The organism is Nocardia barduliensis (assembly GCF_013315795.1).
Taxonomy (GTDB): Bacteria; Actinomycetota; Actinomycetes; order Mycobacteriales; family Mycobacteriaceae; genus Nocardia; species Nocardia barduliensis.
In genome coordinates, this window is sequence record NZ_JABLTE010000006.1 from 62,629 (window position 1) to 88,251 (window position 25,623).

At 69.0% G+C, this 25,623-nt stretch carries 22 protein-coding genes and 1 pseudogene; 16 read left to right on the forward strand and 7 right to left on the reverse strand.

Annotation, left to right across the window (positions count from 1 at the left end):
- Positions 1-19: 19 nt before the first annotated feature.
- The 4 genes from HOV91_RS04615 to HOV91_RS04630 all read left to right on the forward strand — a co-directional run bounded on the left by HOV91_RS04615 (position 20) and on the right by HOV91_RS04630 (position 5,119).
- The gene (locus HOV91_RS04615) at positions 20-1,486 is read left to right on the forward strand and encodes an aldehyde dehydrogenase family protein (protein WP_174184171.1); all 1,467 of its coding nucleotides are present in this window, start codon (positions 20-22) and stop codon (positions 1,484-1,486) included.
- A 70-nt stretch (positions 1,487-1,556) separates the two neighbouring features.
- A complete protein-coding gene (locus HOV91_RS04620; protein ID WP_174184172.1) occupies positions 1,557-2,765 on the forward strand; it encodes a CaiB/BaiF CoA transferase family protein in 1,209 nt (402 codons plus the stop codon).
- 21 nt (positions 2,766-2,786) lie between these two features.
- Positions 2,787-3,965, forward strand: a complete 1,179-nt coding sequence (locus HOV91_RS04625; protein WP_174184173.1) for an OB-fold domain-containing protein — start codon at positions 2,787-2,789, stop codon at positions 3,963-3,965.
- The gene (locus HOV91_RS04630; RefSeq protein ID WP_174184174.1) at positions 3,962-5,119 is read left to right on the forward strand and encodes a thiolase C-terminal domain-containing protein; all 1,158 of its coding nucleotides are present in this window, start codon (positions 3,962-3,964) and stop codon (positions 5,117-5,119) included. Before HOV91_RS04625 ends, HOV91_RS04630 begins: the two co-directional genes overlap by 4 nt.
- Before the next feature lie 69 nt (positions 5,120-5,188).
- On the opposite strand, the gene HOV91_RS04635 is transcribed toward HOV91_RS04630, so the two are convergent.
- Complete coding sequence (locus HOV91_RS04635) at positions 5,189-5,485, reverse strand: DUF4286 family protein (RefSeq protein WP_174184175.1); 297 nt, start codon at positions 5,483-5,485, stop codon at positions 5,189-5,191.
- Between the two features lie 9 nt (positions 5,486-5,494).
- Positions 5,495-6,751, reverse strand: a complete 1,257-nt coding sequence (locus HOV91_RS04640) for an amidohydrolase family protein (protein WP_174184176.1) — start codon at positions 6,749-6,751, stop codon at positions 5,495-5,497.
- Positions 6,752-7,187: 436 nt separating this feature from the next.
- Here HOV91_RS04640 and HOV91_RS04645 point away from each other — a divergent pair, with 436 nt between their 5' ends.
- The gene (locus HOV91_RS04645; RefSeq protein WP_174184177.1) at positions 7,188-8,153 is read left to right on the forward strand and encodes an adenylate/guanylate cyclase domain-containing protein; all 966 of its coding nucleotides are present in this window, start codon (positions 7,188-7,190) and stop codon (positions 8,151-8,153) included.
- A gap of 189 nt (positions 8,154-8,342) precedes the next feature.
- On the opposite strand, the gene HOV91_RS04650 is transcribed toward HOV91_RS04645, so the two are convergent.
- Genes HOV91_RS04650 through HOV91_RS04665 form a run of 4 tightly spaced genes read right to left on the reverse strand, consistent with a single transcriptional unit; the run spans position 8,343 to position 13,063 of the window.
- The gene (locus HOV91_RS04650; RefSeq protein ID WP_174184178.1) at positions 8,343-8,795 is read right to left on the reverse strand and encodes a MaoC family dehydratase; all 453 of its coding nucleotides are present in this window, start codon (positions 8,793-8,795) and stop codon (positions 8,343-8,345) included.
- Between the two features lie 49 nt (positions 8,796-8,844).
- Positions 8,845-10,272 carry a FadD3 family acyl-CoA ligase gene (locus HOV91_RS04655; RefSeq protein ID WP_174184179.1) on the reverse strand — a complete coding sequence of 476 codons (1,428 nt, stop codon included), beginning with the start codon at positions 10,270-10,272 and terminating at the stop codon, positions 8,845-8,847.
- Positions 10,269-11,465 carry an amidohydrolase family protein gene (locus tag HOV91_RS04660; protein ID WP_174184180.1) on the reverse strand — a complete coding sequence of 399 codons (1,197 nt, stop codon included), beginning with the start codon at positions 11,463-11,465 and terminating at the stop codon, positions 10,269-10,271. The genes HOV91_RS04655 and HOV91_RS04660 overlap by 4 nt, the downstream gene beginning before the upstream one ends.
- Positions 11,466-11,503: 38 nt before the next feature.
- Entirely contained in the window at positions 11,504-13,063 is a 1,560-nt protein-coding gene (locus HOV91_RS04665) for an AMP-binding protein (RefSeq protein ID WP_174184181.1), read from the reverse strand.
- Positions 13,064-13,155: 92 nt separating this feature from the next.
- Between HOV91_RS04665 and HOV91_RS04670 the strand changes: the two genes are divergently transcribed.
- Both HOV91_RS04670 and HOV91_RS04675 read left to right on the forward strand, forming a co-directional pair.
- Positions 13,156-13,872, forward strand: a complete 717-nt coding sequence (locus tag HOV91_RS04670) for an enoyl-CoA hydratase/isomerase family protein (protein WP_174184238.1) — start codon at positions 13,156-13,158, stop codon at positions 13,870-13,872.
- Between the two features lie 338 nt (positions 13,873-14,210).
- Positions 14,211-14,813 (forward strand): hypothetical protein, encoded by a 603-nt coding sequence (locus tag HOV91_RS04675; RefSeq protein WP_438822632.1) that lies wholly within the window; start codon positions 14,211-14,213, stop codon positions 14,811-14,813.
- Positions 14,814-14,822: 9 nt separating this feature from the next.
- Here the strand turns inward: HOV91_RS04675 and HOV91_RS04680 are convergent, their stop codons facing one another.
- Positions 14,823-15,431: a TetR/AcrR family transcriptional regulator gene (locus HOV91_RS04680; protein ID WP_174184182.1), complete on the reverse strand. Its 609-nt coding sequence runs from the start codon at positions 15,429-15,431 to the stop codon at positions 14,823-14,825.
- A gap of 723 nt (positions 15,432-16,154) precedes the next feature.
- Here HOV91_RS04680 and HOV91_RS04685 point away from each other — a divergent pair.
- From HOV91_RS04685 to HOV91_RS04725, 9 genes and pseudogenes are all read left to right on the forward strand, one after another.
- Positions 16,155-17,042 (forward strand): MlaE family ABC transporter permease, encoded by an 888-nt coding sequence (locus tag HOV91_RS04685; protein WP_174184240.1) that lies wholly within the window; start codon positions 16,155-16,157, stop codon positions 17,040-17,042.
- Positions 17,042-17,897 (forward strand): annotated as a pseudogene (locus HOV91_RS04690) (ABC transporter permease). The gene HOV91_RS04685 and the pseudogene HOV91_RS04690 overlap by 1 nt, the downstream one beginning before the upstream one ends.
- Entirely contained in the window at positions 17,894-19,165 is a 1,272-nt protein-coding gene (locus HOV91_RS04695) for an MlaD family protein (RefSeq protein WP_246349829.1), read from the forward strand. The pseudogene HOV91_RS04690 and the gene HOV91_RS04695 overlap by 4 nt, the downstream one beginning before the upstream one ends.
- Complete coding sequence (locus tag HOV91_RS04700; protein WP_174184184.1) at positions 19,162-20,199, forward strand: MlaD family protein; 1,038 nt, start codon at positions 19,162-19,164, stop codon at positions 20,197-20,199. The genes HOV91_RS04695 and HOV91_RS04700 overlap by 4 nt, the downstream gene beginning before the upstream one ends.
- A gap of 4 nt (positions 20,200-20,203) precedes the next feature.
- A complete protein-coding gene (locus HOV91_RS04705) occupies positions 20,204-21,259 on the forward strand; it encodes an MCE family protein (protein ID WP_174184185.1) in 1,056 nt (351 codons plus the stop codon).
- Positions 21,256-22,362 carry an MCE family protein gene (locus tag HOV91_RS04710; RefSeq protein ID WP_174184186.1) on the forward strand — a complete coding sequence of 369 codons (1,107 nt, stop codon included), beginning with the start codon at positions 21,256-21,258 and terminating at the stop codon, positions 22,360-22,362. The genes HOV91_RS04705 and HOV91_RS04710 overlap by 4 nt, the downstream gene beginning before the upstream one ends.
- Positions 22,359-23,468 (forward strand): MlaD family protein, encoded by a 1,110-nt coding sequence (locus tag HOV91_RS04715; protein WP_174184187.1) that lies wholly within the window; start codon positions 22,359-22,361, stop codon positions 23,466-23,468. Before HOV91_RS04710 ends, HOV91_RS04715 begins: the two co-directional genes overlap by 4 nt.
- Positions 23,465-24,760 carry an MlaD family protein gene (locus HOV91_RS04720; protein ID WP_246349830.1) on the forward strand — a complete coding sequence of 432 codons (1,296 nt, stop codon included), beginning with the start codon at positions 23,465-23,467 and terminating at the stop codon, positions 24,758-24,760. The genes HOV91_RS04715 and HOV91_RS04720 overlap by 4 nt, the downstream gene beginning before the upstream one ends.
- 59 nt (positions 24,761-24,819) lie before the next feature.
- A complete protein-coding gene (locus tag HOV91_RS04725; RefSeq protein ID WP_174184188.1) occupies positions 24,820-25,527 on the forward strand; it encodes an Rv1363c family protein in 708 nt (235 codons plus the stop codon).
- Positions 25,528-25,623 lie beyond the last annotated feature (96 nt).

The following is a 25,623-nucleotide window of genomic DNA, read 5'->3' on the forward strand; positions in this document are numbered from 1 at the left end:
CATTCGGCGAGGAGACGGAATGTCAACGCAGGAACAAGCGGTAGCGGTGGCGCGGCGACTGCTGATCGACGGACAGCTGGTCGAGACCGGGCGCACGCTCGCATCGCTCGATCCCGCCACCGGTGCGGTGTACGGTCATGCGCCGGAAGCCGGTGTGGCGGAGGTGGACGCGGCTGTCGCCGCGGCGCGGCGAGCGTTCGACACCACCGACTGGGCGACGAACCACGAGTTCCGCGCGCGCTGTCTGCACCAGCTCTACCAAGCGCTGCGCGACAACGTGGAGGAGCTGCGCGAGCTCACCATCGCGGAGGTGGGCGCGACTCGCACGCTCACCTATGGCAACCAGCTCGAGATCCCCTTCGAGATCGTGCGCTACTACGCGGAACTGCTGGCGGACTATTCCTGGAGCGAGGACCTCGGCGTGGTCGAACTCCGCGGTCAGCAGCACCGGCGCTGGGTGGAGCTGGAAGCCGCGGGCGTGGTGGCCGCCATCGCGGCCTACAACTACCCGCACCAGCTGGCGCTTGCCAAGCTGGCGCCCTCGCTCGCCGCCGGGTGCACCGTCGTGCTCAAAGGCGCGCCCGACACTCCGCTGGCCACCCTGGCGCTGGGCGAGATCATCGCGCGGCACACCGACATCCCCGCCGGCGTGGTGAACGTGCTGGCGTCCTCCGATGTCGAGGTCGGCAAGCGGATGACCACCCACCCGGACGTCGACGTGGTGACGTTCACCGGCTCCACTGCGGTGGGCCGCCAGATCATGGCCGCCGCCAGCGGCACGCTCAAACGGGTGTTCCTGGAACTGGGCGGCAAGTCGGCGATGATCCTGCTCGACGACGCCGACTACACCAAAGCCGCCCTGTTCGCGGCCTTCAGTGTGGTCACCCATGCCGGGCAGGGGTGCGCGCTGACCACCCGGGTGCTGGTGCCGCAGCAGGACCACGACAAGGTCGCCGAACTGATCGCAGGCAATTTCGCCCACGTCACCCATGGCGACCCGGGCGATCCCAAGACCTATATGGGCCCGCTGATCAGCGAACGTCAGCGCGACAAGGTGCACGACATGGTGCAGCGCGCGGTGGCCGCGGGCGCCACCCTCGTCACCGGCGGCGAAAAGCTCGACCCCGGCTATTTCTACAAGCCCACCCTGCTGGCGAATGTCGACCCGGACAGCGAGATCGCGCAGGAAGAGGTGTTCGGTCCGGTGCTGGCGCTCATTCCCTACACCGACGAGGAAGACGCGGTTCGCATCGCGAACAACTCCATCTACGGCCTGTCCGGCGCGGTGTTCAGCGCCGACTCGGAACGGGCCAAGGCCGTCGCGCGACGCGTCCGCACCGGCACCCTCAGCATCAACGGCGGCAACTACTTCCACCCCGACGCGCCGTTCGGCGGATACAAGCAGTCGGGCATCGGGCGGGAGTTGGGTCGCGTCGGCCTGGAGGAGTTCCTGGAGCGCAAGACCCTCGCGGAGGTGGTCGCGTGAGCGAGCGTCAGCGAGTGCGCCGAGGAGGCGGCACGGCGCTGCCGCAGCCGAGCGCGGGTGAGGTGGCGAAGTGAGCAAGCCGCTGGAGGGCATCCGGGTGCTCGAAGTCGCGATGTACGGGTTCGTGCCGTCGGCGGGCGCGGTGCTCTCCGACTGGGGTGCCGACGTCGTCAAGGTCGAGCACGCCGTCACCGGTGATCCGCAGCGCGGCCTGCGGCAGGTCGGGGTGTTCAAGATCGAGGGCGATCCGAATCCCAATGTCGAACACGCCAATCGGGGCAAGCGCAGTATCGGCGTGGACATGTCGGTGGCCGAGGGCCGCGAGGTGATCTACGACCTGGCCCGCCGCGCCGACGTGTTCCTGACCAGCTTCCTGCCGCAGGCGCGCGCCAAATTCGGCATCGACGTGGACGACATCCGCGCGGTGAACCCGAGCATCGTCTACGCGCGCGGCAGCGCGCTGGGTCCGCGCGGCGTCGAATCCGACCGGGGCGGTTACGACATGACCGCGTTCTGGTGCCGCGGCGGCATCGCGGCCACCATCACCCCGCCGGGCACCGAAGGCATGATCCAGCCGCCCGGCCCGGCATTCGGCGACACCATCTCCGGCACCAATCTGGCCGGTGGGATCGCGGCCGCGCTGCTGAAACGCGAACGGACGGGGCAACCTTCGGTGGTCGACGTCTCGCTGCTCGGCAGTGGGCTCTGGTCGCTGGGCCACACCGTCGCGCTGTCGGCCAGCCAAGAGAAACCGCTGGTGGCGCCGGTGCCCGGCGCCCACGGCGCGCCGACCAATCCGCTGTCGGGGCTCTATGCCACCGCCGACGACCGCTACCTGTCGTTCGTGATGCTGCAACCCGCCAAATTCTGGGCGGACGTGTGCCGCCACATCGACCGGCCGGAGCTGGCCGACGATCCGCGCTTCGCCGACGCGGCGCAGATCGCCGCGCACACCGCCGACGCGGTGCAGATCCTGCGCGAGGTGATCAAGGGACGCACCCTGGCGGAGTGGACCGAGCGCTTCGCCACCCTCGCCGGACCGTGGGCGCCGGTGCAGGACTCGTGGCAGGTGACGCAGGACGCGCAGATCAGGGCGAACGAATACCTGCTTCCCGCGGGCGAATTGGAGCTGGTGTCCAGCCCGGTGCAGTTCGACGTCGGCGCACCGGAACTGCGGCCGGGACCCGAATTCGCCGCGCAGACCGAGGAGATCCTGCTCGAACTCGGCCTGGATTGGGATCGCATCATCGCGCTCAAAGCCGCGGGCGCGGTCGCCTGAGCGCGGGAAAAGAGGGGACCGATGCCGTACGTCGCATCGCTGGGCACGTATCTGCCCTGCTGGGGTAGCCAGCGCAGCCGGACCACCGGTGACGACGAAGACGCCGTCACCCTGGCGGTGGAGGCGGGGCGATCCGCGATCGCCTCCGGCGAGCCGGTGGAGCGGGTGGTGCTGGTCAGCCGGGATCTGCCGCTGGTGGAGGGCAGCAACGCCGCGGTGCTGCTGGCCGGCCTCGGCCTGGACCCCGAACTGGAGGTCATCGAGCGGCTCGGCGGCGCGCCCGCGGCGCTGGACGCGCTGAGTTCGGCCCGCCCGCGCACCCTGGTCGTCGGCGTCGACCTGGAGCCGGCGGGCGCGGCGGCGGCCTGGGTCTCCGACCGCGACGGCCTGCAGGTGCGCACTGCGGCACGGGTCACGCGCAGTCTGCCGGTGCGTACCCGCAACGCACTCGGCGCGGTGCACGACTACGGCGATCCCCGGCTGCTGCACGAACGGGGCCTGGTCGCCTCGCTCTCGGCGGCTTGGCTGGACACCCCGGTCGCGGTGGCAGGCGTCGATCACAAGCAAGCGGCCGCGCTGTGCCTGGCCGAGCCGCCGCAGCTGCCGACGCTGGGCGCCAGCGCGGGGCTGTTCGCCCTCGCGGCGATGGCCGACTGGGGTGGGGCCGGGCTGCTGGTCGGCGTGGAGCAGGCCAGCCTGTCCGGGATCATGGTGGTACCCGGCCCGGCGCGGGTGCGGCGCAACGAACCGCCCGCGCGAGCGCTTCCGGAAGTCGTGTCCCTGCCCGGGGCCGACCTGCCGATCTCCCTGGCCGCCTACGAGCGCGCGTTCGAGGCAAAGGTGCGCTGGGAGGCGGGCAGGCACGGCGACAGCGCGGAGCTGGACTTCCCGCCCCGCTACCGGGTGGGCCCGGACGGAAGTCTCAGCACCGCTTACACCTTGGTGCCGCTGCCGCGCACCGGCAGCGTCTACGCGGAGACGACTGTCCGGATCCCGGTGCCGGGTTTGAAGAGCCCCTACTCGCTGGTGATCGTGGAACTCGACGACGTCGGGGTCCGCGCGCTGGCCAAGGTCACCGGCGCCGACCCGGGCACCGTGACCATCGGCGACCGCGGGCGCATGGTGCTGCGCCGGGTGGCGGTGCGCTCCGGCGTGCCGGATTACGGATACGCGTTCGAACCGGAACCGGAGGCGGCATGAGGAAAGTGGCCATCGTCGGCGCGGGAATGACTCCCTTCGCCGAACACTTCGCACTCGGCCTCCAGGACCTGTTGCTCATGGCGTTCGCCGACTGCGCCGCCTCGGTCGACAAGGGCCTGCGCACGGCCGATCTACAGGCCGCCTGGTTCGGCGCGATGGGCACCACCGGCGGGTTCCCGGCCGGAGTGCTGGCCGACGCGCTCGATCTGCCCGACCTGCCCGTGACGCACATCGACAACTCCTGCGCCACCGGCAACGACGCGGTACGCAACGCGCTGTTCGCCATAGCGTCCGGCGCGGTCGACGTCGCGCTGGTGATCGGCGCGGACAAACTGCGCGAGCGGGCGCAGAAGGACCTGCTGCGCGAGTGGGAGACGGCGACCAGGGACAACGCCTGGGACTACCAGCTGGGTCTGTTCGCACCCGCCGGTTTCGCGCTGCACGTCAACCGCTACCTGTACGAGTCGTCGGCGACGCGGGAACATCTGGCGATGGTGGCGGTGAAGAACCATCGGCACGGCGCGCGCAACCCGAAGGCGCGTTTGCGATTCGAGATCACCCTCGAGCAGGCGCTGTCCGCGCCGATCGTGGCCGACCCGTTCGGCGTGTACGACTGTGTGCCGCAGAGCGACGGTGCCGCGGCCCTGGTGCTCGCGGCCGAGGACGTGGTGGACCGCTACACCGACAGCCCGGTGTGGATACGGGGGGTCGGTCTCGGGTTGGACTCGGTGATGCACCAGCACAAACGGGACATGACCACCTTCCCCGCGACGGTGCGCGCCGCCCGCGCGGCGTTCGCGATGGCGGGGTTGACCCCGGCCGCCGTCGACGTCGCCGAGGTGCACGATTTCTTCACCGGCATCGAGCTGATCAGCTACGAGGACCTCGGTTTCGCGGAGCGATTCGAGGCGCACAAGCTGGTCGAAGCCGGAGCAACGGCGGTCGGGGGCGTGCTGCCGGTCAATCCCAGTGGCGGGCTGAAGACGAAGGGTCATCCGCCGGGGGCGACCGGCGTCGCGCAGTGCGTGGAGCTGTTCGAGCAACTGCGCGGGCACGCGGTCAATCAGGTCGACGGTGCGCGAATCGGGTTGGCGCACAACCTCGGTGGGCCGACCGCCGTGTCGGCGGTGACGATCCTGGAAGGGCCGCACTGAGGCGGGCTACGCAGCCGACAGCCCCGGTGCGCGACGGTCTCGGCCGTCACGCACCGGGGCTGTCGCCGCTCAGATGGCTTCCCAGACGGTGATTCTGGTGCGGGTCGGGTCGGCGGCCGGGGTGCGGGCCATGCGTCCGTCGGCGGCCCGCTCGCCGAGTTCCGCCAGGACGGTGCGGTAATCGCCGTCGATGTCGTACACCGCGAGGTAGCGGGCCTCGTCGTCACCGCCACGGATCAATCGGTGGCGGGTGCACGACCGGACGCCGGGGACGGCGAGCATCTCGGGGATGTGCGTCCCGGTGTACCACTCGTTGTATTCGGCGTCCATTCCGTCCCGGGGAGTGGAGAAGACCAGCAGTCGCACCGCACCGCCTCAGCTCGCGCGCTGGGCATAGGCCGCGGCGTACTCCTTGCGCGACCTGGTGGAGGTGTCGACGTCGGTCGCCTTCGCCCGCAGCGCCCCCACGGTCGCCTGCTCCTTCGGGATGTGGGCGAACGGATCCCAGTTGAAGAAGCGGGTGGCGTTCTGCCAGGTGATCTTGTGGATGTCGGTGTCGTCGGCGCCTGCGGCCTGCAGTTCCCCCAGCACGAACTCGGGCGCGTTCGGCCAGATCGAGTCCGAGTGCGGATAGTCGCATTCCCATGCGATGTTGTCGATGCCGATGTCATGGCGGAACTTCAACGCGGTCTTGTCGGTGACGTAGCAGGCGAGCACGTGCTCCCGGAACACCTCGCTGGGCAGCTTGCCGCCGAAGTCGCGGCGCAGCCACCGCTGATTGGTGTAGTGCCGGTCGGAGCGGTCCAGGAAGAACGGAATCCAGCCGACGCCGCCTTCGGACAGCGCGACCTTCAGTTTCGGGTAGCTGCGGAACGCGGGGCCCCACAACAGGTCCTGGGCGGCGATCAGCGAGATGCTCGGCGCCAGCACCATCAGGTTGTCGATGGGAGCGTCCTGCGCCAGCCGCAGCACGCCGAAGCCCTGGCCGATGTGCAGGTTCATCACCGTGTCGTTGTCCGACAGGGCCTGGAACACCGGCGCCCAGTAGTCGATATCGTGGTAGCTGGGCAGGCCGTCGATGTGCGGCAGTTCGGGCATGGTCACCGAATGACAGCCCTTGGCCGCCAGCCGCTCGATCTCCGCGACCGCCAGCGCCGGGTCCCACATCGGCAGGATCCCGATCGGAATGAACCGGCCCGGGTAGGCCCCGGCCCAGTCCTCGATGTGCCAGTCGTTGTACGCCGAGATCATCGCGACGGTGATCTCGTCCTGGCCGCCGCGGCTGAGGTGGCCCGCGCTGAAGCCGGTGAACGTGGGGAAGCACATGGAGGCGAGCACGCCGTTGGCGTCCATGTCGCGGATGCGATCGTGCACGTTGTAGACCGCAGGCCGCATTTCCGCGTATCCGGCCGGGTCCTTGCCCCACTCTTCGGCGGGCCAGGTGACCACGGCGTTGAGACCGGCTACGCCGGTGGGCCGGTCCCGGTAGACCCACCGGTCGATGCCGTTGTCGTCGACGACGACCTTCGGGGCGAAATCGGCCCACTTCTTCGGAACATGGCCGTCGAACATCTCGAGCGGCTCGACCACATGGTCATCGATGCTCACCAGGATCATGTCGTCGGTGTTCACGGGACTCCTCGCTGTTCGTGCGCTGCGCCGGGTCTGCGCGCCGGCCCTTCGAGACGATAAATCTTCGATGAAGAGAATGACACTCTCGTAGTTGTAGTAGACGATACACCCCGGATCCGGGCGTGGTCGACCGTCCGGGTTGTTGTCAGGGGGTATGCATCTCGTTATTGCTTCCGTGCGTGCGGCTGAAAATGATATTCTCCACGCAAGAGAATTAAGTTTACGCTCGGACCCGCGATCGAGGAGGTCCCGATGAGCGACACACCGCGCGTTGCCGCTGTACCGGAGGGCGAAGCGGGTCGGCGGAATGGGCGGCCTCCCGGGACGCACCGGCCTCGGAGGTCCGCATGAGCGCCCCGCCACCCCTCATTGCGGCGCGCGCGGGCTCGCGCCCGACGGCGCCGATCGCCGTCCTGATGCGCAGCAAGAGCCCGGTGTGACCGGCGCGGCTGAATCCCGGCCCGGCGCGGGTAAACGTTCCGCGCGGGGCTTCGGCGAACCACGCCGCTTCACCGCCGACGAGGCGGCCGATGCCGCGGGGGTGCCGCCCGCTCGGGCGCGGCGCTACTGGCGAGCGCTCGGCTACCCCACGGCGGAAGCGGACGCCGTCGACTTCAGCGCCTCCGACGCGCAACTCGTGCGCCTGCTCACCGGCTACGTGGACGAGGGAATGGTGACCGAGTCCGAAGCGCTGCACTTGACCGGCGTGCTGGCCAGGGCGATCGCCCAGCTGGCCCGGCTGCAAGTGGAGATCGTCGCCGGGCAGATGCAACGCGCTCCCGCGACGGTCGACACCGTGTCGGCGCTGGAGCGCAGGCTACCGGAGGTGCAATGGTTGCTCGCGCACCTGTGGCGCCGCAGGGTCGAGGACGCGATCCATCTGCTGGACCCCGAGTCCGACGCGCCACCCGGTCGCGACGCGGGGGTCGGCTTCGCCGACATCGTGGGATTCACCGAACTGAGCCGGGACCGTCCCGCCGCCGACCTGATCCGCGTGGTGGCGCGGTTCGAACACCGCTGCATCGATGTCGTCGCCGAGTGCGGCGGCAGCGTGGTGAAACTGCTCGGTGACGAGATCCTGTTCACCGCCGACTCCGCGGTCGTCACCGCGCGGATTGCCACCCGGCTGGCGCGGGCGTTCGCCGCCGACCCGGACATCCCCGGGCTGCGGGTCGGGGCGACGTGGGGGCCGCTGATCCATCAGCTGGGCGACGTCTTCGGCACCACGGTCAACCTCGCCAGCCGCCTCACCGCCCTGGCGCTGCCCGGCACGGCGGTGATCGCTCCGGCGTTGGCCGCCGAACTGGACGGACGCGCCGAATTCCGCCTCACGCCACTGGAATCGGCGCACATCCGTGGCATCGGCACGGTGACGCCGGTGCTGCTGAGCCGGGCGGACTAGTGTTCCGAGTCGTCGACGTCACTGCCGCTTCGCGCGCGGCGCCCCGTGGGCGGGCCCGGCCGGACACAGCCGCCCGTTCGCGTCGCGTTCCACTCCGGGCAGCGCACAGACCGGCGCCCCGGTCTCCTGGCGGCCGCGGGAGTTCAGTACCCACAGCGCGCCGTTGCGCGGCGGGTCAACATGGGCCGCTCAGGCGAGATACCGGACCAGGTGCTCGGCGACGCAGGCCGGCTTGTCCGCGCCCTCGGCGACGATCGTCACGGTGCGTTCGGCTTGGACGCCGCCGGGCACATCGGTGACGGCGGTGAGCGTGACGGTGCCGCGCACCCGGCTGCCGACCCGCACCGGGCTGATGAAGCGAATCTTGTTCAGCCCGTAGTTGATCGCCATCCGGGCCGAGGTCACCGACATCAACTGCTGGCTGATGGGGGCGAGCAGAGCGAGGGTGAGGAACCCGTGCGCGATGGTGGCGCCGTAGGGGCCGTCGGCGGCGCGCTCGGCGTCGACGTGGATCCACTGCCGATCGCCGGTCGCCTCCGCGAACAGGTCGATGCGCCGCTGGTCGATCTCGATCCATTCGCCGGGGCCCAGCACGGTGCCCACGGCGGCGCGCAACTCGTCGAAATCACGAAAGTCGGTCATGCGCATCCTTTCTGCGGTCGCGCCTGCACGATATCCGGCGCCCGACGCTTCACCGCAGTTGGTCCTTCATCACCTTGCCGGTCGCGTTGAGCGGCAGCGTGCGCAGGAAACGCACCGAGCGGGGGACTTTGTAGCCCGCCATCCGGTCGCGGCTCCATGCGATCAGCTCCGCTTCGGTGACCGGGTGGTGGGTCACCACGAAGGCCCGGCCGACCTGCCCGAGCCGTTCGTCCGGCACACCGATGACGGCGGCCTGTGCGACCGCGGGGTGCTCCAGCAGGAACCCCTCTATCTCGGCGGGATAGGCGTTGAACCCGCCGACGATGAACATGTCCTTCTTGCGCCCGATGATGCGCAACCTGCCCTCGGGATCGAGGTTGCCAAGATCGCCGGTGTGCAGCCAGCCTTCGGGGTCGATCGCCTCGGCCGTCGCCTGCGGGTCGTCCAGGTAGCCCTGCATCACGCTGTAACCGCGGACGAGGACCTCACCGTCCTCGGCGATGCGCACCTCGACGCCGTCGCAGGGTTTCCCCACGGTCGTCGCGATCTGCTCGAAGGTGTCCCCGGGCCGGGACGCTGTCGCGGTGCCCGCCTCGGTCAATCCGTATCCGGTCATGATCGAGCGGAACGGGAGTTCCTCCCGCACCCGGCGGATGAGCTCGACCGGGATGTCGGCCGCCCCGGTGACCGCGGCTCGCAGGGAGGACAGATCGTGCCTGCCCGCCGCCTCCAGCAGCGAGTGGTAGAGCGTCGGTGGGCCGGGCAACATCGTGATCCGTTCGCGCGCCACCAATTCCAGCACTCGATCGACGTCGAACACCGGCACCGGAAGGATCGTGGCGCCGCGGATGAGCGACGCCACGAGACCCGCTTTGTATCCGAAGGTGTGGAAGAACGGGTTGACGATCAGATACCGGTCGCCTTCCCGCAGATCCGCCAGATCGCACCACTCCGCGTAGAGCCGCAGCGTCTGCGCGTGATTCATCATCACGCCCTTGGGACGCCCGGTGGTGCCGGAGGTGTAGATGACATCGGCGATGTCGGTACTCGCGACGCTCCGCTCGAACGGTGCGCCACTGTCCAGGAAATCCGATTTCAGATCGATCACGGGCACGTCGGTGACGCCGGTGTAGTCGACGCCGAGGAACCCCTGCTGGACGAGCACCGCCTTGGCGCCGCTGCGGCGGATGACGTCGCCCGCCTCGTCGGCCTTGAAGCGGGTGTTCACCGGCACCACCACGCCGCCCGCGGTGAGCAGGCCGAACGCGGCGACGATCCATTCCGCCGAGTTCGGCGCCCAGATCGCCGCGCGGTCGCCCTGCTCGATCCCCGCCGCGGCGAAGGCTCCCGCGGCCCGGCGCACCCGGTCGGCGAGTTCGGTGAAGCTCCACCGCAGGTCCCCGTCGACGACCGCTTCGGCATCGCCGAAGCGGTTCGCCGCGTCGAGGACCATCTGCGGGATGGTCTGCCAGGTCATACCTTGAGCAGCCGCGCCAGGTTGCCGCCCATGATCTTGGCCTGGTTCTCCAGCGGCATGTCCTTGATCTCGTGGATGTAGCGGGCCGGCTCCGCCAGGCCCTCCGGATGCGGCCAGTCCGAGCCGAACAGCACATGATCGGCGCCGATGACGCCGGACAGCCGTTCCAGATCCTCTTCCCAGAAGGGGCTGACGTAGAGGCTCTGCTTGATGGCCTCGATCGGGTCGCGGAAGCCGAAGCCCTCCGGCGCCTTCTTGTAGACGTCGGACAGCTGTTGCAGCAGCGGCTCCAGCCAGGCGGAGCCGTTCTCGATGACGGCGATCTTCAGGTCCGGGAAACGGTTCAGCGCACCGTGGCAGACCCAGGACGCCACCGCGTCGGTGACCGGCCGCCACTGGTTGGTCATCGCGAAGGTGTTGGTCTTGAACGGCAGCATCTCCAGACTGTTGCCGTCCCACTCGGCGTCGAACCGCGAATAGCCGCTGTCGGAGGAGTGCATGGTGACCAGCACATCCAGCTCGACCACCCGCTTCCAGAACGGATCGAACTCCGGCAGCGCGAACGACCGCATCCCCTTGAAACCGGGCACCGGGGCCGGGCGCACCAGGATCGCCTTGGCGCCGTGCTCGACGACGCACCAGTTCAGCTCCTCGATCGCCCGCTCGACGATCGGCAGGGTGACCACCGGGACGGTGAAGATCCGGTCGGAGTGGACGAAGTTGCCGTCCTGGCCCCAGTCCTCCAGCATCCACTGGTTCAGCGAGTGGATCACCGCGTGGATCAGCTCGGGATGCTGGCGCATGCGCTCCTCGACCAGGCTGGCCAGGGTCGGGAACATCAGTGCGCGCTGCAACTGCAGCTCGTCCATGACCTTCAGGCGTTCCACGGGATCGCGGAAGGCCTGGATCGCGCGCATCGGCTCACCGAAGATCTCGCGCCTGCTCTTGCCTTCGGGGTTGCCGTGCTTGAAGTACTCCTCCATGGCGCCGGGCCGGGCCACGACGTCGAAGGTGGGGTTGGGGATGTATTCGCTGATCTGGCCGAGCACCGCGATCTTGGTCCGGCCGTTGATCTCGACGTACTGGATGGTGCCCGCGTACTCCTTGGGCAGATGCCTGGTCAGGGCGTCCTTGGTCTCGTACAGGTGGTTGTCGGCATCGAAGAGCTGATAGGGCAGTTCGACCTTAGCCATGGAATCCTCCTTGTCGTTTTAAGAGAATGCTATTCTCTTCACGGTTGTGCCGCAACGCTCTCGGCGCGCCCGGCCGCGAGATCGGCGCGAACCAGGAATTTCTGGACCTTGCCGCTGGCGGTACGGGGAAAGTCGTCCACGACGTGCACTTCCTCCGGCCACTTCTGTTTGGCCAGCCCCGCGCGAGCGAAGTGAGCGCGCAGCTCATCGAGGGTCGGCGCGGCCCGGCCCGAACGCAGCCGCAGCACCGCGGCGGTCCGCTCGCCGAGCCGGGTATCGGGCACCGCGACCGCCACCGCCTCGGTGACGCCGGGCAGGGTCAGCAGCAGCTCTTCGACCTCGAGCGCGCTGATGTTCTCGCCGCCGCGGATGATGATGTCGGACTTGCGATCGGTGATCGTCAAGTAGCCGTCCGCGTCCAGGACGCCGACGTCGCCGGTGTGGTACCAGCCGTCGTCGTCGAAAGCGACGGCGGTGAGCTCCGGATCGGTGTAGCCGAGGCACAGATCCGGTCCGCGGCTGAGGATTTCGCCGTCCTCCGCCAGTCGCACTTCCACGCCGGGCAATGCGGCGCCATCGGTGAACAGCCGTTTTTCCTCCGGGGCGGTGTGGTGCGATCCGGTGATCGAGGGATGCTCGGTGCTGCCGTAGGAGCGGTACACGGTGATGCCGGCCGCGGCCAGCCGGGTGGTGATCGCGGCGGGTACCGCCGCACCGCCCATGCCCGCGTAGCGCAGGTAGGGCAAATGGGCAGGGGTGCAGTCCGGGTGGTCGAGCAGGCTGGTGACGTAGTAGGGCACGCCGCCGCCCACGGTGAGCCGCTCGGCGAGCATCACTTCGAGCACTTTGCCCGGATCCCAGACGTCGATCAGGTTGATCGGCATCCGATCGAGCACCGGGATCAGGAAGGCGTTCACCATGCCGATGAAGTGACCGACCGGCGCCCCGGTGAGCTGGTCGCCGCGGTCGGCCGGGTACATGCCCGCGAGCTGCCGGGTCTCGTGGCCGAGCGTCTGATGGCTGTGTACCACGCCTTTCGGCGCGCGGGTGGTGCCGGAGGTGAAAGCGATGAGCGCGGGCGCCGCGGGGTCGGCGGGCAGGGTACCCGGCATCGGCACCGGATCGAGCAACTGCTCGAAATCCGCACCGACCACGCCGACGATCGGGATCGCCTCGCGCACGCCGGGGTCGAACTCGGTGTTGCCGAACCGATCGGTGGTCACGAAGACCTTGGGCCGGACCTCGGCCAGGATGTGGGTGAGTTCTCTGCGTCCGTAGAAGTGCACGATCGGCACCACCGTGGTCCCCAGGAAGGCCGAGGCCCAGAACACAGCGGCGGCCTCCATCCAGTTCGGCAGCTGGAATGCGATCGCGTCGCCGGGGCCGACGCCGCGGCGGCGCAACCCGGCGGCCAGTCTGCGGGCGATGTGCTCCACCTCGCCGAACGTGCCCGACCACGGTCGCGCCGCGGAGTGGACGCGAAACGCGGTGGCGGGTGCGGCCGCAAGCCCGCGGGCCAGGAGGTCGCCGATCGTCTCCGAGGTCCACCAACCCTCCTCCCGGTAGCGCTGGACCAGGTCGAGGGGGATCTTGCGCATCGTCGGACTCCCATCCCGTGCCGGGCGACTCGTAGTATGCGTATATTGTTCTCTAGATTAGAGAATCACATTTCCTCATGGGAGAACAAGTTATGGTCGAGCTCGAGCTCGAGGCGGGATTGGCGGTCGTCACGATCAACCGCCCGCACGCGCGCAACGCCATCGCGCCGGGCACGATGGACGAACTGGAGAAGGCGATCGACGCCGCCGCCGATGCCAGGGCGCTGGTCATCACCGGGTCGGGGGATCGCGCCTTCGTCTCCGGCGGGGATCTGAAGGAGCTCGCCGCGCTGCGGACCGAGGAGCAGGCGGCGGAGATGGCTCGGCGGATGCGCGGCATCTGCGATCGGCTCGCCGCGTTTCCCGGTCCGGTGATCGCCGCGCTCAACGGGCACGCCCTCGGCGGTGGCGCCGAGGTGGCGGTGGCCGCGGACATCCGGATCGCGGCCGACGACATCAAAATCGGGTTCAACCAGGTGTCGCTGGCGATCATGCCCGCATGGGGCGGTGCGGAGCGGCTCGCCCGGCTGGTCGGGCCGGGCCGGGCGCTGCTGCTCGCGGGTTCGGGGACAATTCTCGACGCCGCCTCCGCCGAGCGGGTCGGGTTGGTGGACAGGGTGCTCCCGCGTGCCGAATTCGACAAGGGCTGGCGCGTCGCGGCGCGTTCGCTGGCGACCGCGCCCGCCGCTGCGATCAAGCGTGTGGTCGGCGGGGTGCTTCCCGAGGAGGCGGTCGCCGAGTTCGCTCGGCTCTGGGTAACCGACGAGCACTGGCGCGCCGCCGATCGAGTAATGAACCGCGTCAAGTGATTCCGGGTCGGCCACCGATGCCCGAGCAGGGCCGGAACATCGAGTAACATCATTAAAGTGACGTAGATCACATAATCGAGATTTGCAAGGTCGGTATCACGAGTGCGAGAACCAAATTACGGTGTGAGCGGTAGGTTTTCCGGTGCAGCGGCGCGGCGCTCCGTCACCAGCCCTGACACGCCGTCCGCGCCCCGGATCGACCGTTCGGTTCGGCGCGCGGCCGCCGTAGAGCCGAGGGCCTCGCCGATTCCGGTGTCGGCGAGACCGCGGGCGCCCGCGTGCCGGGCCCGCGGTCGGACCTGCTCCGATCCGCACGTTCGATAACGGGATGAGTAACCATGGCCACACGATTCGTCGATTCCGTTGACCGAGGTGTTCGAGACCTGCACTCCGTCTCGCGCTGGCGCGCCCACGCGCGACGGCATCCGCTGCGCTATCGCCTCGCGGTGGTGGCGCCGAGCGCGGTCGAGGTGATCCGTCATGCGGGCGGCTGGCTGTTCGACCGCACCACCGCGGGGTGGGAGGTGACGGTGCTGATCGCCGACCACGCGAATGTGCGCCCGCTGCGCATCCTCGGCGCCACGGTGCTCGACCTGGAACAGTCCCTGGCGGCGCCGGTGCACGACACCTGGCCGACGGCCGTCGCAGTGGCCGCGCAGACCTATCGGTCCGACGGCCGGGTGCGCGCCGGAGTCCTCGACTGCCTCGACCGCGGCCTCACCGAGGTGGCGCTGTGGGGCGCCGACCTGCCCGCCGAACTGGATCACCGGGTCGACCACGCGCAGCACCGAATGAGTGTGGCGGCGCGGGCATTCAAGTCGTGTGCCCTCGCCGCGGCGGGGTCGCCCGCCGAGGTCGTTGGGTGGAGCGAGGTGTTCCGGACCGGCGAACTCCGGCCCCCGGCCTACCGCTGCGAGGTGGACTTGGTCCCGGCACGCTGACTCCGCCGGTCAGGGGCTGCCGGATGCGGCGTCGCCGCGCTTGCCTTCGAGTCTGTCGATCTCGCGCTCGACCAGTTCGAAGGCTTCGGCGTGTCCGCCGGACATGCCGAGCGCCCGCTCCAGCACGACCACCCGGGAAACGCTCGTCATCAATACCGCCATGGCCGCGGGTGGAAAGCGGGTGGTATCGAATTCGTATTCGTCGAGAATGCGCTGGAGTACCTCGGTCTGGATACTCCGGAATCGCTCCGCGTACTCGGCCACCGCCTCCCGGATCGCGGGACGGTGATTGGACAGCCCGACGAATTCCATAGTGAAGCGCACCGCCGCCGCGTCGGTGCTGAAATCCCACAGTGCGCGTAGTGGTCTTTTCGTTTTCATCATCTCCGCTTGGAGGTCGAGCCCTTGCTCCGCACGGCGCCGGAAGATTTCCAGCAGCAGTTCGTCCATGGATCGGAAGTAATAGTGCACGAGCTGCGGTTTGAGCCCGGCGCGGTCGGCCACCCGCCGCGAGGTCACCGCCGCCCAGCCCTCCTCCAGGAGAAGCTGTTCGGCGGCGTCGATCAGGACGCCGCGATTTCTGGCGTCGGGTGCTCCGATCCTGCGGGGCGATGGCATCCGCCGGCCTCCTTCGCGAAAATTGGTCATAGGATCAATTCGTATCGTAGTACCGGAAGCCGGTTCTATTGACGCATTGTCCCCGACCATGCTATGCATGTGCACAGCATAGTGCTGAGCATGTGCTCGGCACGGCGTGTCGACCCTGGTCGATCAAGGTGCGATGCGCCGATGCCGTGATGTACCAGACAGGTGGACGCGGGTAGTCAGGAGGCTCGTGCGGGGGTCACGATGATGCGGCGCGGAGAACGGGCCGCCGATTCCGTGGCGTGCGCGAATATCGTCGCGCGGCAGCTCGATCAAACTTTGCGTTTCCCGAGCGACTTTCGTTTCGCTGGAAACGTCGACGATTCGGGTGGCGACCATAGGGTCCGCCACTCGACTTTGTGCATCCATTATCTTGTCGAAACCAATATTCCGTGTCCGGACGAATCGCGCGCCCCTTTCCTCCCGCTATTGACTCGTGATGTGGCGGCAAGCACAATAACGATGTGACGCTTCGTCGCCGGAGTGAGCACTCGGGGCGAGATTCGAGTCGGGCAGGTGGGCCGACGTCCCGGGAGCGGATTTCCGTTCCTCTGGAAGCGTGGCAGTCACTGGACCGTTCGAATGTCCGGCTATTCCTCGTATCGCAGTGCGGACAGCACATGGAACAAAGCTGTTTCAGATTGTTCCTTCGCGATTGTGCTTGGATGCCGGACCCGGAGAGTTTCGAGAACGATGATGATTTCCCGCGAAACCGACGTGCGCGAGAACACGCGCGTAGCCGCCCACGGCGGCGCGTCGTCGGCGACCGGGGAGATCGCCGGTTGGTTCCGCGGTTATCTGCGCCGCCATCCGATCACCGCCCTGGAAACCGTCGGCGGCCAGTTCGTGCTCGGGGTGCGCGCACTGCAATACCTGTGCGTGGACGTCGTGACCGGGCGGTTCGCGTTCACCGAGTTCGTCAGGCAGGCCGCGTTCATGGCCTCGGCGGCCGTGCTGCCGACGGTCTTCGTGTCGCTGCCGATCGGGGTGACGCTGTCGATACAGTTCGGTCTGCTCGCCGGGCAGGTGGGCGCCACGTCGCTGGCGGGCGCCGCGAGCGGCTTGGCGGTCATCCGGCAGGGCGCGCCGATGGTGGCCGCGCTCCTCATGGCCGCGGCCGTCGGTTCGGCGATCTGCGCGGACCTCGGCTCCAGGAAGATCCGCGACGAACTGGACGCGATGGAGGTCATGGGGGTCTCGGTGGTGCGGCGGCTGGTGGTCCCGCGCCTGGCCGCCGCGGTGGTGGTGGGGGTGTCGCTGACCGGGGTCGTCTGCTTCGTCGGCTTCCTGGCCGGATACCTGTTCAACGTCTTCGTGCAGAGCGGCGCGCCCGGTAGTTTCGTCACCACTTTCGCGTCGTTCGCGACGGTGAGCGATCTGGTGCTGACGCTGTTCAAAGCCGTCGTGTACGGGGCCATCGTGGCCGTGGTGGCGTGCGAGAAGGGATTGTCGACCAAGGGCGGGCCCGCCGGCGTGGCCAACTCGGTCAATTCGACCGTCGTCGCCTCGATTCTGCTGTTGATGACCGTGAACGTCGGCGTCACCCAGTTGTCGATGGTCCTGCTGCCCAAGCAGGGGTTGTGATGGCCGCGCCGTACCGCCCGCCGGGCACCCGCGTCGCGCTGCGCGGCCTGGTCCAGCTGGGGTACCGCCGTCATGCGCCTCGGGCACATGATGACGTTCTTCCTGCGTGCCCTGTTCTCGATCCCGGTGATGTTGCGCCACTACCGAACCGAGTTCGTGCGCATCCTGTCCGATGTCACCTGGGGCAACGGTTCGATCGTCGTCGGTGGCGGAACGGCCGGTGTGATCATCGTGCTCGGCGCCGCCGGTGGGGCCATCGTGGGCTTGGAAGGCTACAACGCCTTACATCTGCTCGGGATGGAGCCCACGGTCGGATTGATCGCCTCGACCGCCTCCACGCGGGAACTGGCTCCGATCATGGCCTCGCTGGCGTTCGCGGCCCAGGCGGGCTGCCGTTTCACCGCCCAACTGGGTGCCATGGGCATCGCCGAGGAGATCGAGGCGATGGAGTCGATGGGCATCCGCTCCATCCCGTACCTGGTCAGCACCCGCATCCTGGCCTCGGTGCTCGCGATGATCCCGCTGTACGTGGTGTGCCTGGCGGTGAACTACCTGGCGGTGCGCGTGGTGGTCGGGCTGTCCGGCGGGCTTTCGGCCGGAACCTACGAGCACTATTTCCAACTGGTGCTCAACGGGCCGGACATCGTCTACTCGTTGCTCAAGGCGGTCGTGTTCGTCGTGCTCACCTCGACCGTCCAGTGCTACTACGGCTTCTACGCCGCCGGTGGCCCGCAAGGCGTCGGCATCGCCGCCGGGCGGGCGATGCGAGCGGCGATCTCGCTGATGATCGTCGTCAATCTGCTGCTCACGGTGGCCCTGTGGGGCATCGGCGCCAGCGCGAGGCTCGGAGGATGAGTATGTCGATCCTGTTCGAGAAAGACGGGCGTGGCCCCTCGGCGGTCTCGCTGCTCGCGCGCGGTCTTGTGCTCGTCGTGGTCACCGTGGCGGTCGTGTCGGTGCTGCTGATGAAGTCCACCGGCCGGTTCGACGACAAGGTCGAGGTGACCGCCCTGCTCGAACAACTCGGCGACGGGCTGCCCGCCCGGTCGGACGTGAAGTTCCGCGGAATGCTGGTCGGCACCGTGGCCGAGGTCGCGCCCGCCGTCGGCGGCGGCCCCCACCGGGTGCGGCTGCTGCTCGATCCGTCCGCGGTGGCGGCAATCCCGCGGACGGTGACCGCGCGGGTCGTCCCGAGCAACGTCTTCGCCGTGTCGTCGGTCCAGCTGGTGGACAACGGTCCCGGTGCCGCGCTGCCTCCGCATGCCGACATCCGCCAGGACCGCAGCCTCTCGACGGTGCAATTGCAGACCGCCCTCACCAAGCTGCGCGAGATCATCGCCGGCGCGGCACGGATCGGCGCGAGCAATACGGTGGGCGTGCTCGCCGCCGTCGCGACGGCCACCGATCGCCGGGGCGCCGACCTCGTCGCGGCCGGCGCGCAACTCGAGCGCATCACCCGGGAATTCGACGCGCTGCTCGCCCCCGACGGTGGGCCGCCGACGCTGACCACGCTGGCCGACGCCGTGCGCGGGCTCAACGCCTCCGCGCCCGATCTGCTGGACGCACTGCACCACGCCGTCACGCCCATGCGGACCTTCGCCGAACAGCACCAGCAACTCGTGGGGCTGCTGGCAGCGGGCGACACGACCCTGTCCACGGTCAATGACACGCTGGACCGGCGCACCGACCAGATCGTCACCGTGCTGGATCAGATGGGTCCGGTCCTCGACGTCTTCGGCGAGGGCGCACCGGCTTTCGGGCCGATCGTCGTCCGGATCAGGAAGCTGTCCGACCTGTGGTTCACCGAGTTCTGGAACCAGGACAGCCCGCGCGGGCGCGGCAAGTTCCAGTTCCGGTTCACCCCGCACACGCCGTACACCCGGGCGGACTGCCCCCGCTACGGCGAGCTGGCCGGGGCCAGTTGCGCCACGGCTCCGACCGACGTTCCCACGCAAGAGTTGCCACCGACGATGGACCCGCGGACCTACCCGCCGCCTCCCGACCTGCCCGCGGACCTCCAGGAGCTGATCCGCCGCGTGCTGAGCGGAGAAGCCAACGGCGCGGAATCGATCCTCACGCCGTTGCTGGGTGATGGTCCCTTCCCCGGGGGAGGTGCTCGATGAGCTATCGCCGCGCCCTGATCGGCGTGAGCCTTTTCGTGGCCGCCGCCGTCGCTCTGCTCTGGGTCACCTTCGTGACCTTGCACCGCGGGGTCGACGGCGGAACCCACCCGTATTCGGCGGTGTTCAGCGATGTCAGCGGATTGCGGGTGGGCGACGACGTGCGCATGGCCGGAGTCCGGGTTGGTCGCGTCGACAAGATCGAGTTGGACGGCACCCTGGCCCGGGTGCGGTTCCGGGTCGAGGACGAACAGCGGCTGTCCGGCGATACCAAGGCGTCGATCACCTATCAGAACGTCATCGGCCAGCGGTATCTCGGTCTCGCACCGGCCGACTTCGGTGATCCGGCTCCGCTGCGGCCGGGCGGGGAGATCCGGCTCGAGCGCACCGAGCCATCCTTCGACATCTCCGCGCTGCTCAACGGATTCGAGCCGCTGTTCGGCGGGCTGGACCCCGCGCAGGTCGACAATGTGACCGGCGCTCTGATCAAGGCGTTGCAAGGCGACAACACGTCGGTGGTCCTGCTGATCGAACAGGTCTCGACGCTGGCCAGGTCGCTCGCCGGACCGGATCAGGTGCTGGACGCCGTCATCACCAACCTCAACCAGGTGGTGGGTGATCTGGCGGTGCACAGCGGGGCGGTGAGTTCGCTCATCACGCGGTCGCGCTCGATCATCGACGGGCTGGCGCTGCACCGCGCCGAACTGCTCGGCACGCTGAGCACCGCGGCGACGCTCACCGACCGGATGGCCGGTGCGGTCGCGGATGTGCAGCCGGATCTCGACGAAATGCTCTCTCGGGAGCCGGGTTTCACCCGGCACTTCATGGAGAACAAGGACAACTTCGCCTACCTCGGCTTCAACCTGCCCGCTCTGATGAAAGGCCTGGCCAGGGTGAGTCAAGAGGGCGCTTATCTGAACACCTATCTGTGCAATTTCGGGGTCGACCTGATTCCCAGCCTCTCGACGCTGGTGCCCACGATCGTGGGGCTCGCGTCGTCGACCGGCAAGCCCCAGCATTCACCGATCTGCAGGTGAGGGTATGAAATCGAAAGAGTTCGCCAGACAAGCCATTCGGACGCTACGGCAGCCGATCGAGTCACACCGGCGCAGCGTACTGGGCGTGGTGGCGCTCGCGGTGCTGACGGCCGTTCCGGCCGCCGCGCTGGCGTTCGACGCGGCCGACGTCGGCCGGGTCTCCTACGAGGTGGAATTCGCCCAGGCGGCCGGGATCCGCCCCGGCGACTCGGTCACCGTCGCCGGCGTGCCGGTCGGGACCGTGCAGGCGCAGCGGCTGGCCGGTGACCGCGTGGTGGTCACGCTGGAGGTGGACGAGAGCGTGGCGCTGGGGTCGGAGACCGGCGCCGCGATCAAGCTCACCACCTTGCTCGGCGCCAGGTACGTCGAGCTGCGACCGGCGGGGGCGGGTGCGCTGCCCGAGCGACGGATCACATTGCGCCACACGTCGGTTCCCTATGACCTGCAGCAGGCATTGGAGAACGCCACGGTCACCTTCGAGCAGATCGACGCCCAGCAGATCGGCAAGTCGCTCGACAGCTTGGCCGCCCAGTTGGACGGGGTCCCCGCGGTGTTGCCCGGGCTGCTGGAGAACATGCGCGCGCTGTCCACGATCATCGGCGACCGCCGCGGGGAGCTGGGGGCACTGCTTGCGGGCACCCAGCGGTTGACCACGGTGGTCACCGAGCAGCGCGCCGACCTGGCCGCCATCACGACTCAGGGCCGGGACCTGCTGCGCGAGATCGTCGCCCGCCGGGACGCGATCCAGCGACTGATGGACGGAACCCGGCGGCTCGCCGACCAGCTCCGCACACTCGTGGTCGACGACCGGCCGAAGCTCGACGAGCTGATCACGGGCTTGAACGGGCTGCTCGGCAGTCTCGCCCGCAACGACCAGCTACTGCGGAACACCTTGGAGATCCTGCCCGTCCCGGTGCGAAACTTCGCCAACGCCTCCGGCACCGGAAACGAGGTCGACTTCACCGCCCCGGCCGGGCCGCTGATCGACTCGTGGATGTGCGCCATCAGCGGACGTGCCGAGCAGGTCGACCTTCCCCCGTACTACGAGGACTGCCGATGAAAGCGCTACCAGTCTCGATCCGGCTCGCCGCGGTGCTGGTGGTGGGCGCACTGGCCGGATGCGCCGGGGACGCGGTGGGCTTCGGCGACACCGGCAAGACCGTGACCGCCGCGTTCGACAACGGGGCCGGACTCTACGTCGGCAACGCGGTGGCCGTGCTCGGCATGCCCGTCGGCGAGGTCACCGCGGTGCGGCCGCGCGGCTCGCACGTCGAGGTGACGATGGAGATCGACGCCGATGTCGACATCCCCGCGGACGCGAAAGCCGTGACGCTGTCGACCTCGGTTCTCACCGACCGCCACGTCGAGTTCACCCCGGCCTACACCGGCGGCCCCACGCTGGCCGACGGCGCACGGATGGGCCTGGACCGGACCAGGACACCGGTGGAATTCGACCGTCTGCTCGGCGCCGCCGACCGGATGGGGGGCGAACTGCGGGGCGAAGGGCCGGGCGACGGTCCGATAGCGGCGCTGCTCGGCGTCTCCGCGGCGATCACCACCGGCAGCGGCCCGCAACTGCGCGAGACCATGGACCAATTGGCCACCGCGGTGCGCCTGGGCGAGGACGACGGCGCCGCGGTCCGCGACGCGATCACCCGGATCGTGGACCAGTTGGCCATCCTGGTGCGTGCCGCCGCCGACAACGAGGGCGTGATCCGCGAATTCGGCGCCGCCGCTGGTCAATTGGGCGATGTGCTGGCCGAGCTGAATATCGGCGCGGGGGACACGGGCGCGCAGATCAACCAGATCCTGCTCCAGGCGAACGACCTGCTCACCCATAACGCCGAGACCATCAGGGCCACGGTGGCAGACGCGGGCACCGTGACGCGGGCGCTCGCCGACTACCGGCGTGAGCTGGCCGAGTTCATCGACGTGACGCCGCTGCTGCTGAACAACGCGTACAACGCGGTCGATTTCCAGTACCGCGGGGTGCGGGTGCACGCGCTGCTGGACAAGGTCTTCTTCGACGGTCAGCTCGTCAAGGAGGTGTGCAACATCCTTGGCTTGCGCCAACTGGGCTGTGCGACCGGCACGTTGCAGGACTTCGGTCCGGATTTCGGGATCACCGACATGCTCGACGCGATGTCGAGGTTGCCGCGATGAGGGCCCGGCGGCGCGGACTTCGCGCGGCGGTGCTCGGTGCGGTGGCGCTGGCGGCGAGCACGGCGTGCTCGGTGGGCCTGGAGGATCTTCCGTTGCCCGCGCCCGGTGTCGGCGGCGCGAAGTACACCATCCACGCCGACTTCGCCAACGCGCTCAACCTGCCCGCCAAGGCGAAAGTCCGGCTCTCCGGAGCGGATGTCGGCGAGGTGACCGGCATGGCGGTGCGCGACTTCACCGCGGTGGTCACGATGAGCATCGAGCAGGGAGTGATCCTGCCGCTCGGGACGCGCGCGGAACTGCGCACCGCCACGCCGCTGGGCGACGTCTTCGTCGCGCTGACGGCGCCGCCCGACGCCACGCCGGCGACTCCCGCCCTGCGCGACGGCGACAGCATCGCCAAGGACGCCACCGCGGCCGCGGCCACCATCGAGGAGCTGCTGACCACCGCCGCGCTACTGGTCAACGGTGGCGCGATCCGCAATCTCACCACCCTGGTCAACGGTTTGGGCCACGCGGTCGGCGACCGCGGCGACCGGGTCGGCGCCTTGATCGAGCAGTCCACCCGGGTGGTGCAGGCACTGGCCGCCCGCTCGGAGGACATCCGTACCACGCTGGCGCAGATCGATGAGCTCACCCGGCAGGTGCACGCCCAGCGCCGCACCATCGATGAGGTGGTCTCGGCGGCGGGCCCCGCGCTGAGCACCCTCCAGGACAACGCGCGGCAAGCGCTGGACCTGGTCCGCCGGGTGGACCGGATCAGCAGTCAGTTGGCGAAGCTCCCGGGTTTGAACGGCGCCGCAACCACCGGAATGGTCGCCGACATCAACCGGATCGCGGCCGGGCTCGACGCCGCCGCGACCGACCCGAACGCGAGTGTGGCGGCGATGAACGCGATGCTCGGACCGGTCATCGCCGTCACAACCAGCACCTCGGCCAGCGTCGACGCCGATATGCGGGATCTGGCGATCGGTGTCCTGCCGGACCCGAACCATCCCGGTGATCCGGAGAGCCGCCTGCCGGACGCCCGGGATTGGGAGGCGTTCGTGGGGAGCCTCACCTACACCTTGCTGAAGCTCCAGCAACGGGTGACCGGAGGTGGCCGATGAGGATGCCGACCGGGCTGCGGGCGGTCTCCGAGCCGCCGGCGCGCGTGCTGGTGACGGCAGTGCGTGTGGGGCGCGCCAGGCGCTCGTTCCTTTCCGCGACCGCCCTGGTGCTCACCCTGGTGGCGGGCGTCGGCTATCTGGCGTTCGGCGCGCTCGGCGTCGACCCGACGGCCGCGACGATCCGGGTGCGCGTGCATCTCGCCGATTCCGGCGGCCTGCTGGCCGGTCGGCAGGTCACCTTGCGTGGAGTGCCGATCGGCCGGGTCGAATCGGTGGAGCTGACCAGTGCCGGGCTGGTCGCGGTCGCCGCCGTCGACGCCGAGATCCGGGTACCCGCCGACGGGGAAGTACGCGTGGCAAGCCTTTCCATGGCGGGCGAGCAGTACCTGGACTTCCGTCCCAGCCGCGACGACGGGCCGTATCTCACCGACGGCGCCGAGATCGCGGTCGAGCACACCACGACGCCGACCCCGCTGTGGAAGACGCTCACCGCACTGGATTCGACGCTGGCCCAGGTCGATCCCGCGCAGCTGGCGGCCATCGTGGACGAACTCGGCGTCGGCCCGGAGGGACCGGACAAGCTCGCGGACATCATCGACGGCGGCGTATTCCTGGTCTCCACACTCGATTCGGTGCTGCCGCAGACGGTCCGCCTGCTGCGCGACAGCCGATCGGTGCTCACGACGATCAGTGACTTCGGTCCGGGCCTCGGCAGCTTCGCGGGCAACACGAATGCCGTGCTGAGCGGCGTCGAGCAGAAGTCCGGTGGTTACGCCGAGTTGCTCGGCGCCGCACCGGGAACCCTGCGCGCTCTGGACGTCGTGCTCGCGCAGAACTCGGCCGCGGGCGCCGACCTGCTGGAGAACTTGGCGGTGGTGGCCGACACGACCTCGAAACGCGTGCCCGCATTCCAGGAATTCTTCTTTCCCACCGAGCGTCCCGGCTCCACGCTCGACGCGATAGCGGTGGCGTTCCACGACGGCGGCATCTGGGGCCTGGTGAATCTGTACCCGCGATACTCCTGCGATTACGACCTGCCACGCCGCCCGCCGTCCCTGCCGGACTTCCCGGAGCCGTATCTGTACACGTCCTGCCCCGATCATGATCCCTCGGTGCTGATCCGCGGCGCGCGCAACGCGCCACGTCCACCGGGAGAGGACATTCCGGACGGTCCGCCGCCGGGCGTCCGTGCCGACTGGCAGGCCACTCCCACCCCGATCGGGCCGCTGTCGCTTCCGCTCACGTTCGCGGGACCGCCGCTGCCGCCCCCGCCGCCCGCACCGCGGCGATGACCGACCACAGCCCACGGCCGGCCGACAGTGCAGACGTACACCACATGCGAGGAAGCATCATGAGCGACAACGAGACCGCGACATCGGTAGCGACGCAGGAGAAGCCGTCGAAAGACCGCGACAAGGCCGAGGACGCGGCCGTCACGACGGACGACGCCGGGACCGAACCGTCCGCCGACGAGTCCGCGGGCGAACCGTCCGCCGACGAGTCCGGGACCGCCGCCGCGTCCGCGGGCGAAGCACAGCCGAGCGCGGCCGCGCGGCCGGGCCTGCTCTCGCGCGTGCTGCCGCTGATCCGACGCGGTCTGCTGCCCATCACGGCGGTGGTCGCCGTGGCCGCGGTGGTCACGGCCGCCGTCCTGGGCTGGCAGCTGAAGAAGGAACGCGACGTGGACGCCGCGGCGGAAGCCGGGCTCGCCGCGGCGCGGTCCTACGCCGTCACGCTGACGAGCGTGGACTCCGGCACGCTCGACCGTGATTTCGCCGCGGTCCTCGACGGCTCGACGGGGGAGTTCCGGGATATGTACACCCGCTCCAGCGGACAGCTGCGACAGCTGCTGCTGGACAACAAGGCGACCGGTAAGGGGACGGTGCTCGACGCCGCGGTGAAGTCCGCGACGGAGACGAAAGTCGAAGTCCTGCTGTTCATCGACCAGACGGTGACTAACACCGCCTCGGCGGATCCGCGGGTGGACCGCAGCCGCGTCGAGATGACCATGGAACTCGTCGGCGACCGCTGGCTGGCGAGCCGGGTCTATCTGCCCTGACCCCGGGAGTCGCGGGATCGGGCGGGATCTCTCACACCCTATGAGAATGATCTTCGCGCAAACTGAGAATAATGTTATCATCCCACTAGGCTCTAA

Bases quoted from the DNA above. Each gene is read 5' to 3' on its own strand.
- HOV91_RS04615 (WP_174184171.1), top strand. From the start codon at position 20: ATGTCAACGCAGGAACAAGCGGTAGCGGTGGCGCGGCGACTGCTGATC.
- HOV91_RS04625 (WP_174184173.1), top strand. From the start codon at position 2,787: ATGCCGTACGTCGCATCGCTGGGCACGTATCTGCCCTGCTGGGGTAGC.
- HOV91_RS04630 (WP_174184174.1), top strand. From the start codon at position 3,962: ATGAGGAAAGTGGCCATCGTCGGCGCGGGAATGACTCCCTTCGCCGAA.
- HOV91_RS04650 (WP_174184178.1), bottom strand. From the start codon at position 8,795: ATGACCGACTTTCGTGATTTCGACGAGTTGCGCGCCGCCGTGGGCACC.
- HOV91_RS04655 (WP_174184179.1), bottom strand. From the start codon at position 10,272: ATGACCTGGCAGACCATCCCGCAGATGGTCCTCGACGCGGCGAACCGC.
- HOV91_RS04660 (WP_174184180.1), bottom strand. From the start codon at position 11,465: ATGGCTAAGGTCGAACTGCCCTATCAGCTCTTCGATGCCGACAACCAC.
- HOV91_RS04665 (WP_174184181.1), bottom strand. From the start codon at position 13,063: ATGCGCAAGATCCCCCTCGACCTGGTCCAGCGCTACCGGGAGGAGGGT.
- HOV91_RS04670 (WP_174184238.1), top strand. From the start codon at position 13,156: ATGGTCGAGCTCGAGCTCGAGGCGGGATTGGCGGTCGTCACGATCAAC.
- HOV91_RS04675 (WP_438822632.1), top strand. From the start codon at position 14,211: ATGGCCACACGATTCGTCGATTCCGTTGACCGAGGTGTTCGAGACCTG.
- HOV91_RS04680 (WP_174184182.1), bottom strand. From the start codon at position 15,431: ATGCCATCGCCCCGCAGGATCGGAGCACCCGACGCCAGAAATCGCGGC.
- HOV91_RS04685 (WP_174184240.1), top strand. From the start codon at position 16,155: ATGATTTCCCGCGAAACCGACGTGCGCGAGAACACGCGCGTAGCCGCC.
- HOV91_RS04695 (WP_246349829.1), top strand. From the start codon at position 17,894: ATGAGTATGTCGATCCTGTTCGAGAAAGACGGGCGTGGCCCCTCGGCG.
- HOV91_RS04700 (WP_174184184.1), top strand. From the start codon at position 19,162: ATGAGCTATCGCCGCGCCCTGATCGGCGTGAGCCTTTTCGTGGCCGCC.
- HOV91_RS04705 (WP_174184185.1), top strand. From the start codon at position 20,204: ATGAAATCGAAAGAGTTCGCCAGACAAGCCATTCGGACGCTACGGCAG.
- HOV91_RS04710 (WP_174184186.1), top strand. From the start codon at position 21,256: ATGAAAGCGCTACCAGTCTCGATCCGGCTCGCCGCGGTGCTGGTGGTG.
- HOV91_RS04715 (WP_174184187.1), top strand. From the start codon at position 22,359: ATGAGGGCCCGGCGGCGCGGACTTCGCGCGGCGGTGCTCGGTGCGGTG.
- HOV91_RS04720 (WP_246349830.1), top strand. From the start codon at position 23,465: ATGAGGATGCCGACCGGGCTGCGGGCGGTCTCCGAGCCGCCGGCGCGC.
- HOV91_RS04725 (WP_174184188.1), top strand. From the start codon at position 24,820: ATGAGCGACAACGAGACCGCGACATCGGTAGCGACGCAGGAGAAGCCG.